Source organism: Psychrobacter nivimaris (assembly GCF_904846365.1).
Lineage (GTDB): Bacteria > Pseudomonadota > Gammaproteobacteria > Pseudomonadales > Moraxellaceae > Psychrobacter > Psychrobacter nivimaris_B.
In genome coordinates this window covers 12,114-23,984 of sequence record NZ_CAJHAL010000021.1, presented here as the reverse complement: position 1 = coordinate 23,984, position 11,871 = coordinate 12,114, and the positions used below count along the sequence as shown (strand labels likewise).

The 11,871-nt window shown below is 41.5% G+C and carries 8 protein-coding genes and 2 tRNA genes; 7 read left to right on the top strand and 3 right to left on the bottom strand.

Annotation, left to right across the window (positions count from 1 at the left end; all coding sequences use genetic code 11):
* Positions 1 to 98: 98 nt before the first annotated feature.
* The 3 genes from JMX63_RS09510 to pilB form a co-directional block, all read right to left on the bottom strand.
* Positions 99 to 998, bottom strand: coding sequence for a prepilin peptidase (locus JMX63_RS09510; protein ID WP_201572149.1), 900 nt, complete (start codon positions 996 to 998; stop codon positions 99 to 101).
* A gap of 7 nt (positions 999 to 1,005) precedes the next feature.
* Positions 1,006 to 2,229 (bottom strand): type II secretion system F family protein, encoded by a 1,224-nt coding sequence (locus JMX63_RS09505; RefSeq protein ID WP_201572148.1) that lies wholly within the window; start codon positions 2,227 to 2,229, stop codon positions 1,006 to 1,008.
* A 220-nt stretch (positions 2,230 to 2,449) separates the two neighbouring features.
* The gene (gene pilB, locus JMX63_RS09500; protein ID WP_201572147.1) at positions 2,450 to 4,165 is read right to left on the bottom strand and encodes a type IV-A pilus assembly ATPase PilB; all 1,716 of its coding nucleotides are present in this window, start codon (positions 4,163 to 4,165) and stop codon (positions 2,450 to 2,452) included.
* A gap of 400 nt (positions 4,166 to 4,565) precedes the next feature.
* Here pilB and tpiA point away from each other — a divergent pair, with 400 nt between their 5' ends.
* The 7 genes from tpiA to infB all read left to right on the top strand — a co-directional run bounded on the left by tpiA (position 4,566) and on the right by infB (position 11,775).
* Entirely contained in the window at positions 4,566 to 5,390 is an 825-nt protein-coding gene (gene tpiA / locus JMX63_RS09495; RefSeq protein ID WP_134292258.1) for a triose-phosphate isomerase, read from the top strand.
* A 203-nt stretch (positions 5,391 to 5,593) separates the two neighbouring features.
* Positions 5,594 to 5,902, top strand: a complete 309-nt coding sequence (gene secG, locus JMX63_RS09490) for a preprotein translocase subunit SecG (RefSeq protein ID WP_021814138.1) — start codon at positions 5,594 to 5,596, stop codon at positions 5,900 to 5,902.
* Between the two features lie 141 nt (positions 5,903 to 6,043).
* Positions 6,044 to 6,127, top strand: a tRNA-Leu gene (locus JMX63_RS09485).
* 123 nt (positions 6,128 to 6,250) lie between these two features.
* Positions 6,251 to 6,327 (top strand) — tRNA-Met (locus JMX63_RS09480).
* 452 nt (positions 6,328 to 6,779) lie between these two features.
* Positions 6,780 to 7,280, top strand: coding sequence for a ribosome maturation factor RimP (gene rimP, locus JMX63_RS09475; RefSeq protein ID WP_057757748.1), 501 nt, complete (start codon positions 6,780 to 6,782; stop codon positions 7,278 to 7,280).
* 135 nt (positions 7,281 to 7,415) lie between these two features.
* Complete coding sequence (nusA, locus tag JMX63_RS09470) at positions 7,416 to 8,900, top strand: transcription termination factor NusA (RefSeq protein ID WP_057757751.1); 1,485 nt, start codon at positions 7,416 to 7,418, stop codon at positions 8,898 to 8,900.
* A gap of 148 nt (positions 8,901 to 9,048) precedes the next feature.
* Complete coding sequence (infB, locus tag JMX63_RS09465) at positions 9,049 to 11,775, top strand: translation initiation factor IF-2 (protein ID WP_057757754.1); 2,727 nt, start codon at positions 9,049 to 9,051, stop codon at positions 11,773 to 11,775.
* Positions 11,776 to 11,871 lie beyond the last annotated feature (96 nt).

The window sequence follows — 11,871 nt, the reverse complement described above, 5'->3', positions numbered from 1 at the left end:
ATGGATGCAGCTTTAAACTCATAATTGGCCTTTTAAGGCTTTATTTATAAGTCACTACCGAAAATTTACTACAATAATCTAGTGTACGCTGTCAGTTGTTAGACATACATACCGAGATACCAACTGACGATATCTGAGCCGTATAATAGGGCAACAATACCTGCTATAGCGATATAGGGTCCGAAAGCGAAAGGTCGGCTTTCACCCTGCTTTTTCATCAAGATCAGCCCGACGATAGAGCCAAGTAAAGACGATAGTAGAATAATCAAAGGTAACATCATAGGTCCAAGCCAAGCACCTAATACTGCTAGTAGTTTAAAATCCCCTTGACCCATTCCATGTTTTTTAGTGATTAAATAGAATACCTTGACTACTATCCATAGCGATAAAAACCCAAGTAGTAATCCCCATATTGATTGTGTTGGTGAGACGAACCAGCTTTGTGAGTTTACCGCCAATCCTAAGCCTGCCAAAGGAAAAATTAGACGATCAGGTAGTAGCTGCGTATCAAAGTCGATACCTGTTAGAGCAACCAGTGTCCATACTAAAACCAATGCGAACAAACCTGTAGTATTTACCCCAAACTTATATATTACTAACACAGACAGGAAGGCAGTGACTAGCTCAACGAGAGGATAACGCAGACCAATAGATGCTTTGCAGCTTGAACAGCGTCCACGTAGTAATAGCCAGCTTACTAAAGGAATATTTTCATACCACTTAATTTTATGTGCGCAATGAGGACAGCGTGAAGCAGGGCGACTTAGGGTAATCGGTTGGTCAGTAGCGACAATATTTGCTATAGGTAGCGTATGCTCGCGTGGCATATCTGCCTGTTCAGACATAAACTGGCTACACTCTTGTCTCCAACCATACACCATCATCAGCGGTATGCGATGAATCACAACATTTAAAAAACTACCAACGCAAAGACCTAATAGACCAAATATGAATAAAGCTAGGGTACTGTTCTCTTGTAGTAACTGTATAAATTGCATCAAATAATTATCCTACTACTGAGCCCATCTGGAAGATTGGCAAGTACATTGCAATGACTAGGCCACCAATTAATACACCCAATACCGACATAATGAGTGGCTCCATCAAGCTAGTTAGACCATCAACAGCGTTATCAACTTCATTCTCGTAGTAGACAGCGACTTTATCTAGCATTTCTTCTAAGCTACCAGACTCTTCGCCAATGCCAACCATCTGAATAGCTAAACTTGGGAACAAGTTGGTAGATCGTATAGAAAACTGTAATTGCTGACCAGTAGATACATCACTCTTAATTTGCTGAGTTGCATTGTAAAAAACAACATTATTGGTCGCACCAGCAGTAGAATCTAAGGCATCAATAAGCGGCACACCAGCAGCAAAAGTTGTAGATAGCGTACGTGCAAACCGAGCAATAATTGCTTGATAAGCAATGTTTCCAAAAATTGGAGCCTTTAGAGTAGCCCGATCCAAAAAGTCACGGAACTTTTTAGACCGCTTTTTAGCCTCAGTAAAGCTGATAATTGATCCACCAATGACAATGATCAAAATAAACCACCATGCCTGCATCCATTCAGACATCGCTACTACCATCTGAGTAAAAGCAGGTAATTCCGCTCCAAATGATTCAAATAATCCAGAGAATACAGGTACTACCTTTACGAGCAAAATTATAGTGACAATGATAGCAACTACGATAACAGCAATAGGGTACTTCATCGCCTTTTTGATTTTCGCTTTTAGAAGCTCACTCTTTTCTTTGTAAGTAGCGACTCGTTCAAGCATCGTCTCAAGTGCACCTGATTGTTCACCAGATTCAACAAGGGAGCAGAATAAATCATCAAAGTAACGAGGATGTTTGCGCAATGCAGAAGCAAAAGTACCACCTGCTTCAATATCTGCTTTGATTTGCAATACTAAGTCTTTCATACTCGGATTATCGAGGGAGTCGGCGACAATTTCAAAAGACTGAGTTAACGGTACACCCGCTTTCATCATTGTTGCTAATTGCCGAGCAAAAATAGCAATATCAATGGCTTTAATGGCTTTCTTAAAGGTATAAAGTGGCTTTGGTTTTTTCTTAATTCCTTTAACCGTGATACCTTGTTTACGTAGAGTTGCCTTCGCTAGCTCTAAACTACGACTGGTAGTTTCGCCCTTAACTTTCTGTCCGCGTCGATTCACACCGTCGTAAACAAAATCTAACAACATATCAGTCTTAGCTTTTGCCATGTTACTACCCTCAAAATTGTCCAATATAAATTGTAAATTTACAATAGAATACCAGACTTAAATACCAGTCAGGCATACTTTATTTTAGCGCAAAAAACCAGTGTCTATCTGTTTTATTTTTAAAAGTATCTGATAGTGAAAGTTACAGATTTATAATTTATTTAATGATTAGCAGTTAGAATAAAAAAACGCATCGTACATCTTCTATAATTTTTACTTATCATTCAGAAGTTACTCGCATCATCTCTTGAATACTGGTGACACCTTGCAACACCTTTAAAATTCCAGAACGACGTAGGTCGCGGAACCCGTTTTTAATAGCAGCGTCTTTGATGTCTATTGCATTACCATCTTCCATAATAATGCGTGAAATATCAGGGCTGACTTTCATCACTTCATAGATGCCCACACGACCTTTATAACCTTCACGGCATTCATTACAGCCGACTGGTTCATAAATAACATTATCAGTGTTATCCAGATCAGTATCAGTAAAACCAATCTCTAATAAGCTCTGACGCGGTATGCTAATAGGTTTTTTACAGTTCTTACAGAGACGTCGTGCCAATCGTTGAGCAATAACTAAATTAACTGATGTGGCAATATTGAAAGAGGCTACACCCATGTTACGTAGACGCGTTAATGTTTCAGGTGCCGAGTTAGTATGCAAAGTAGAAAGAACCATATGACCTGTCTGCGCCGCTTTAATCGCGATCTCAGCAGTCTCAAGATCACGAATCTCACCAACCATGACAATATCAGGATCTTGACGTAAAAAAGACTTGAGCGCATTGGCAAACGTTAGACCAACTTTGGCATTAACGTTGACCTGGTTAATTCCTTCAAGGTTAATTTCAACTGGATCTTCAGCCGTTGAAATATTGGTTGCGCCAGTATTCAAGATGTTGATACCAGTGTAAAGGGAGACCGTCTTACCAGAACCAGTAGGACCAGTGATAAGCAACATGCCTTGTGGTTTGTGTAATGCCTCTAAAAACATTTCCTGCTGATCTGGTTCATACCCCAATGCATCAATACCTAACATGGCTGAGGATGGATCAAGGATACGCAAAACAAGTTTTTCACCGAATAACGTCGGTAATGAGTTTACCCGGAAATCAATCGCTTTATTTTTAGAAATTTTTAGTTTAATACGCCCATCTTGCGGTACCCGGCGTTCTGAGATATCCATTTGCGACATGACCTTTAGACGTGCTGCAATTTTATTCGCAAGTTGAACAGGTGGGCTGGCCATTTTTTGCATGACGCCATCGACACGAAATCGTACTCTAAAAGATTTTTCGTATGGCTCGAAATGTAAATCAGAAGCACCCATACGGATAGCATCGACTAGCATTTTATTGACGAATTTTACGACAGGTGCTTCATCGACGCCGTCGTTCAGCTGAGTTTCGCCATCCTCTTTATCTTCATCACCGTCTTCAAAGCCAACATTTAAATCACTATCAGAGAAGCTATCAAAGCTTTGCATCGTATCTGCATATGCACTTTCAATACGCTTTTTAAGCTTATTTTCTTCGACAACAATGGTTTCTATCGACAGTCGAGAATTAAAGGCAATCGCATCAATGGCATCAACACGTGTGGGATCACTTAGTGCGACAAATAGACGTTGTCCTCGTTTAAAGAGTGGTAAAGCATTAAACTTGCGAACGATTTTTTCATCAACCAAGTCTTTTGGAGTAACATCAACGTTTAATGCATCAAGATCAAATAGAGGGTCACCGAAAGCTTGGGATAGCATTTGGGCAAGTAAATAAGCATCGGCCAGTTTATTGTCTACCAGATAAGGTACCAGTCCTATTTGCTGCTGTTGCGATTCAATTTGTGCCGTCTTCATGTTCGCTTCGCTAACGACACCGTCGCTAATCAGTTGCTGCGCTAGACCGCCGTACTTACTGGTTGCGATAGACATTGTAACCTCTCCTTTGATACAAAATATTCTGTAGAACTGCTTGGTATTAGACGTTATATACTTGTCGTTGCTAGTCGATAACTCGCTTGAACTATATTGCTTTGTTTATCTTATCTACCTGCGTATCTATATATATAGCTAGCAATAATATTTGATTTTATAAACTCTGTATTTCATCAACTCTATAGTATAGAACTTTACTTTAGTTTGAAAAATTTATATATACCATTAGACGACTAGCTCGTAAAAATAATGGTCTATTGATGCACTATCTATAGATAAGTTTACAGAAGTGATTCTGCTCATGGTGGCACGCTACTATAGCACTTACGAATTATTTGTTATACTGACGCGCATATTAGCCGAATTGGCATGAATACATGAGACAAGGTAAATAAGTATGCAAGCTTGGGTAATTGGCAATTGGAAACAGAATCCTGCGACTAACAGTGCTGTCAATGCACTGTTGGACGACTTATTGACTAAAGTTAATACTGAAGAACAAGCCAACTTACAGGCGTCAAAAAACCGCTGTAAATTAATGGTAGCGCCAAGTTGTGTTCATTTAAGTACAGTGAGTACGCGTCTAGCAGGTAGCTCAATACTTTGCGCAGCACAGGACGTTAGTACTTATAGTGCAAGTACAGGAGCCTATACGGGTGACTGCTCAGCACAGCAGGTAGCAGATGCAGGTGCTACTTGGACGCTACTTGGCCACTCTGAGCGTCGTCAATATCACAAAGAGTCTCATGAATGCCTGATAAGCAAATTGTCTCATGCGTTTTCTCAGAACTTAGGCGTGGTGTTTTGTATCGGCGAAACACAAGAACAGTATGACAATGGTCAAACACTCGACGTTATCAATGAGCAACTCTCAGTTATTAAAGACTTGCTGACTCAACAGCCAGATTTGGCATTATCGTTATCTGAAAATCTGCTCATCGCTTACGAACCTGTATGGGCGATTGGTACAGGTAAAGTGCCTACTGTGGCAGAAGTGAGTGAGACTCATCAGTATATTAAGCAAACGGTTGCAAGCTTTGCTGATACAACAGATACGATTACCGTGTTGTATGGCGGTAGTGTTAATGCTGATAATGCCAATAGCTTTGCTTCCGACGCTATGATTGATGGTGCATTAGTGGGCGGGGCCTCATTAAAAGCAGATAGCTTCTTAGCGATCGCTGATGCTTTTAGTCAAGCGAATGCTGAATCAAATAAATAATGCTCAGATATCAGTATCATAGCTGATAGACAGTATGGTTTTATCAGTTGGTAAAAGTAGGTTTAACAGTACCCTTGCAATCGTGTACAATGCGCCTTATTTATATAATCGATTTGGCATCATGAGATGCTAGTCATTATTTTTATTAACTTTACGTTTTATTTTCCGTTATCAGTCGTCATTACGCGGCAAAAGAGGCCACCATGTTTACGTTTATATTAGCCCTGCATATTATCGTGGCCATTGCCATGATCGGCTTGATTTTGATACAGCATGGTAAAGGGGCAGATGCTGGGGCTTCTTTTGGTGCCGGCTCATCAGGTACAGTATTTGGCGCAGCCGGTACTGCTAATTTCTTGACGCGTGCTACGGCAGTGCTAACGGTCATATTTTTTATTACGAGTATGACACTTGCTGTTCATGCTCGTAAGCAAGCAGAAGATCAGTTTCGTCTAGATGCGCCAGTTTCAGCACCGCAAACGCCGCGTCCATTGACTCAAAATCCTGAGTAACCCTCTTTTAAGTAGGCAGCGCTTGCTATTTTGGTAGGTTAGATTTACAATGCTTTCCTGTTTTCGCAACTCCTGTTCTATAGGTGCCTACCTTAAGCATCATTGATTATAGACTGGACGATAGAGACAGAGCAGTACAATGCGATTGTGGTGGAATGGTAGACACGCCATCTTGAGGGGGTGGTGGCGAAAGCTGTGGGGGTTCAAGTCCCCCCAATCGCACCAAGTTTTACAGACATAGCATAGCGTCAGGTTGGATTTTTAGCAGATAATACTTATTTTATAATTAATTTAAAAAAAGTATTGACACTTCTACAGAACCTCCCTATAATATGCGTTCTAGATTGATGCGGGGTGGAGCAGTCTGGTAGCTCGTCGGGCTCATAACCCGAAGGTCGTTGGTTCAAATCCAGCCCCCGCTACCACTTTTTATACTGATGTTTTGTACACTAAATTTGTCAGTACCGATTAGCCCACCATTATGTTTGTGGGTTTTTTTGTATCTGAAGGTCAGTGTTATCGCGGTATCTATCCTACTTATGCTAAGCTCTAAGTCTATAGAGTACGATATTACTCGTCACTGGTCATCATCGGCCGATACCGGCACGATGCTTCTTAAGCAACACTATCTTTTATTCCTCATACTTTTATCGATAGTAGTGCTTTATAAATAATAAAAGCATTGTTTGGCCGAGCTTGATGTTTTTTATGCTCGTCCCTATATAAATGCACAATATGTATCATATATTTGTGATTTAAAATTATATACTGACCGTGATTCTGATCATTATAAGATTGCTATATATAGATAAGAGTCAATCTTTAATACGGTTTATTAAGTACGATAGATAAGTGAATAGGAAAATACAAAGAGATTATGAAGCTTTCGACTAAAGTTGCAGAACTGACTAATATTATTGCCCCTGCTGTGGCCGCTTGTGATGTATCACTATGGGGTATCGAGTTTGCGCCACAAGGTCGTCGCTCTTTACTACGTATCTATATTGAGGCATTGCCAGAAGAGCAAGCCCAAGATAAACAAGTAACGATTGAAGACTGCGCGGCAGTAAATCACCAAGTAAGCGGTATCTTGGAAGTTCATGATCCTATCGCTGGTGAGTACATCTTAGAAGTATCTTCACCTGGTTTTGATCGTGCGTTTTTCTCAGATGAGCAAATGCATGCGTATGTTGGTCAAACTGTTAGCTTACGTCTGATTCAAGCCATCGGTACAGGCGATCAAAAACGTCGTAAAGCCACGGGTACTTTAGATAGTATTGATGAAAACTCTTTAAAACTGACGTCAAGTGATGGCGAGCAGTTTGAGATCGCATTAAGTAATATTGATAAAGCCAATTTGATTTATGAAGATGCCTAGATTTTTACTAGGGTAACTGTTTATAAATAGACAGTTTTATCTTCCAATAGCTTATGTGGCTTATAGCAACTATATAATAGCAGCACCCAAATTATAAAATTTAAGTCAATTAAAAAATGATAGGACAGGTATAGCATGAGTCGTGAAATCTTAACGGTAGTAGAAACTGTCAGTAATGAAAAGGGCTTAAATCCTGAAGATATCTTTGAAGCAATTGAAGACGCTTTGGTGGTATCGACTAAGAAAAAAGTATATACCGAGCAGCCAGAAGTGGCTGTACGGGTAGCAATCGACCGTGCAACTGGCGATTACGATACTTATCGTTACTGGACAGTGGTTGCAGATGAAGACCATGAAATGCCAGCTTGTCAGCTAGCTATCACCGATCTTGATCAAGAAGAATGGTCAATTGGTGATATTAAAGAAGAGCAAATTGAATCAATCGAATTTGGTCGTATTGCTGCTACACAAGCCAAACAGGTTATTATCCAAAAGATTCGTGAAGCTGAGCGTGCACTAGTTGCAGACGCTTTCGAGCCGCGTGTTGGTGAGATGATGTATGGCGAAGTCAAAAAACAGACTCGTGATGGCTATATCATCGATTTAGGTGACAATGCTGAAGGTTATTTGTCACGCGATCAAATGTTACCACGCGAACAATTACGTGCAAAATCGCGCATTAACGCTATCTTGTACCATGTAAATCGTGAAAACCGCGGTGCGCAGTTACTGTTATCTCGCACGCATCCTGAAATGCTATCAGCATTGATGCAAAAAGAAGTGCCTGAGATTGCAGAACAAATTATCGAAATTCGTAACGTCGCTCGTCTGCCAGGTACTCGTGCTAAAATAGCTGTGAAGACCAACGATCATCGTATCGATCCAGTTGGTGCCTGTATTGGTATGCGTGGTACACGTATCCAAGCAGTGCAGCAAGAGTTAGACGGTGAACGTATTGATGTCGTGGTATGGTCAGATGATCCTGCCCAGTTTATCATTAGCTCTCTAGAGCCTGCTGACGTAAGCAGTATCATTTTAGATGAAGATACGCAAACAGCAGATATTATCTTTAGCACCAATGATCAGTTGGCGCGTGCCATTGGCTCACAAGGTCAAAACGTACGTCTAGCGTCTGAATTGACGGGCTATAAGCTGAATATGATGCTCGAAGAAGAGTATCAGCAACGTCAACAAAACGAATCAAAAGCGTTTATTGAATTATTCTATGAGCGCCTAGAAGTAGATAAAGATTTAGCACAGGCATTGGTTGATATTGGTTTTACCAGTATCGAAGAAGTTGCCTATGTACCAGTTGAGACTTTCTATGATATCGAAGGTCTAGACGATGAAGCAATCGACATGATTCAAGAGCGTGCTAAAGAAGTTGTCATCGCTGATGAACTGGTCAAACAACAGAACATGAAAGAGCCAAGTCAAGAGCTTCAAGAGCTTGAAGGTATGACAGTCAGTTGGGCTTATAAAATGGCGCAAAAAGACATCATTACTGTTGATGACTTGGCAGAACAAGCCGTCTTCGATCTAGAAGATATCGAAGGATTAGACTCTGAAACTGCAGGAAAACTCATCATGAAAGCTCGGGAATCTTGGTTCGATGAATAAGCGGTAACTGCATATCGCTGTCTTTTGGTGATATGCTATTGAGAATAAAGCGCTGATATCTATTTATAGGTATCAGCCTTAACCCAATCATTTGTAGCCAACAACTGAATTGAACATATAGCAAATAATAGACAGTAGGTGATAATAAATGGCAGATAAGACCGTCAAAGAACTGGCAGAAATGGTAGGCAAAACTACAGATGCTGTAAAGCAGCAATTAGTAGATGCTGGCCTGCCTGCTCGCGCAGAGGATGACCTAGTCACCGAGCTTGAGCAAGAAAAGCTGGTGACGTATTTAAAGCAAAGTCATGGTCAACAAGAAAAGCGTCGTATTAGTCTTAAATCTAAGACGACCAGTACTGCACGTGTGACCGGCTCTTCTGGTAAATCTAAGAGCGTCAACGTAGAAGTGCGTAAAAAGAAAGTATTCGAAAAGCCTGATCCAGAAAAAATGGCTGAAGAGCTAGCCGCTCGTGAGCAGGCTCTAATTGAATCTCAAGAACGTGCAGCAAAAGAAGCTGAAGAACGCGCCGCTACTAAGAAAAAAGCGGAAGAGCGTCAAGCAGCAACGCTAGCAGCAATGCGCGCAAGCTTAGGATCTAGCAAAAAATCAGACGACAAGAATGATGATATTTCTACATCAGTTGTTGTCAAAAAAGGCGGTAAAGCGACGGCTGAAGTTAAGCCTAAAGAACAGCCGAAAAAGAAAGTTGCTGCAACTAAGCCTAAAGTTGAAACTGCTGCTGAGCGTAAAGCTCGCGAGACTCGTGAAAAAGAAGAAGCGCGTCTGCGTGAAATCGAATTAGAAACCCGCCGCACACAAGCTGAAGAAGCGCAAAAGCGTACACTTGAGCAAATGCGTAAAATGGCTGGTAAATATACAGATCGTGAACCTGTTACTGAAGTACGTAAAGATGAACCATTGGCTGAAGGTTTGGTCGGTGATGCACTAGAAGAGTCTTTCGAAAAAGAGCGTCGCGAAATCAAACGTGGTTCGAACAGTACTGGTACTCGTGGTCGTCGTCGTAAGAACCAAGATGAGCGCGAAATCAAAAACCGCAAAAACGGTTTGCGTTCAACTCAAGCATCACAGCATAAGTTTGAAAAACCTGTCGAAAAAATCGTCTATGATGTCGAGATTAGTGAGCAAATTTCAGTTGCCGATCTTGCTCAGCGTATGGCGGTTAAAGCTCGCGAAGTAACCAAATTACTTATGAAAATGGGTGAAATGGCTCGTGAGTCAGATACGATTGATCAAGCAACCGCAAGCTTGCTTGTTGAAGAAATGGGTCACAACCCAGTACCAGTTAGTGATACTAAAGTCGAAGATGACTTACAGTACGCAGTTGATGAGCGTAGTAGTAATATCCAGACTCGTCCACCAGTAGTGACTATTATGGGTCACGTCGATCATGGTAAGACCTCACTACTAGATAAAATTCGTGAAACGAAAGTTGCGAATGGTGAAGCGGGCGGCATTACACAGCATATCGGTGCTTACCATGTAAAAACTGATCGCGGTGTTATTACTTTCCTTGATACTCCAGGTCACGCAGCGTTTAGCGCAATGCGTTCACGTGGTGCTCAAGCGACTGATATCGTTGTATTGGTTGTTGCAGCTGATGATGGCATGATGCCACAAACAGCAGAAGCGATTGATCATGCACGTGCAGCTGGTACGCCGATTATTGTTGCTATCAACAAAATGGATAAGCCGGGCGCCGATCCTGACCGTGTTCTTAATGAATTAACGACGAAAGAAGTTGTTTCGGAAGAATGGGGTGGCGATACACCAATGGCTCGTATCTCAGCCAAAACAGGCGAAGGTATCGAAGACTTGCTAGAGTTCATTAGCTTACAAGCTGAGTTAATGGAACTAGAAGCACCATTAGACGGTGCTGCTCAGGGTGTGGTTATTGAATCGAGACTTGAAAAAGGTCGTGGTCCTGTCGTTAGTGTCCTAGTGAAAAAAGGTACATTGAAACAAGGCGACTTGGTTCTAGCTGGTGAGCATTATGGTAAAGTTCGTGCATTGACTGACGAGCATGGCCAACGTATCAAGTCAGCTGGTCCTTCTATCCCTGTAGAGATTTTAGGTCTGCCTGAAACACCTGCTGCTGGTAGTGAGTTCCTAGTTGTAACGGATGAGAAAAAAGCTCGTGAAGTTGCGGACTTTAGAACCAACCGTGAGCGTGAGCGTCAACTCGAACGTCAAAATGCGATGCGTTTGGAAAGCATGTTTGATCAGATGGGCCAAGGCGATGTGTCATTCTTGAATATCGTACTAAAAACAGACGTACGTGGTTCACTTGAAGCACTACTAGCTGCCCTAAATGAATTGTCTACTGACGAAGTAAAAGTCAGAGTTATCAGTTCAGGCGTTGGTCCTATCTCTGAGTCTGACGTAACCCTTGCCGAATCTAGTGAAGCGGTACTTTTAGGCTTTAACGTTCGTGCAGATGCTACCGCACGTCGCAAAGCAGACACTGCTAACATGGATATTCGCTACTATAGCGTAATCTATGGTTTGATCGATGATGTTAAATCAGCAATGAGCGGTATGCTTGCTCCTGAACATCGTGAGAAAATCCTTGGTGTCGCAGACGTTCGTGAAGTATTCCGTTCTAGTAAGTTCGGTGCTGCTGCTGGTTGTATGGTGGTTGAAGGTACAATTTATCGCAACAAACCTATCCGCGTATTGCGTGATGATCAAGTTATCTTTACTGGTCAATTGCAATCATTGCGTCGTTATAAAGAAGACGTTAATGAAGTACGTACTGGTATGGAATGTGGTCTGGCCGTTCGTGGCTATGATGTTGAAGCTGGCGATAAGATCGAAGTCTTTGAAATCCAAGAGTTCGCACGTACTATCTAAAGCTGCTGTTCGATAGCAGAGTATGTATCAATGCAATATGCGTAATCCGCTGAGCTGTTTAGATACTTTGCTAATATTCAGCTGTACTTAGGCCTA

Coding starts and splice junctions, on each gene's coding strand:
- nusA (WP_057757751.1), top strand. CDS start 7,416: ATGAGTCGTGAAATCTTAACGGTAGTAGAAACTGTCAGTAATGAAAAG.
- tpiA (WP_134292258.1), top strand. CDS start 4,566: ATGCAAGCTTGGGTAATTGGCAATTGGAAACAGAATCCTGCGACTAAC.
- JMX63_RS09510 (WP_201572149.1), bottom strand. CDS start 998: ATGCAATTTATACAGTTACTACAAGAGAACAGTACCCTAGCTTTATTC.
- rimP (WP_057757748.1), top strand. CDS start 6,780: ATGAAGCTTTCGACTAAAGTTGCAGAACTGACTAATATTATTGCCCCT.
- infB (WP_057757754.1), top strand. CDS start 9,049: ATGGCAGATAAGACCGTCAAAGAACTGGCAGAAATGGTAGGCAAAACT.
- pilB (WP_201572147.1), bottom strand. CDS start 4,165: ATGTCTATCGCAACCAGTAAGTACGGCGGTCTAGCGCAGCAACTGATT.
- JMX63_RS09505 (WP_201572148.1), bottom strand. CDS start 2,229: ATGGCAAAAGCTAAGACTGATATGTTGTTAGATTTTGTTTACGACGGT.
- secG (WP_021814138.1), top strand. CDS start 5,594: ATGTTTACGTTTATATTAGCCCTGCATATTATCGTGGCCATTGCCATG.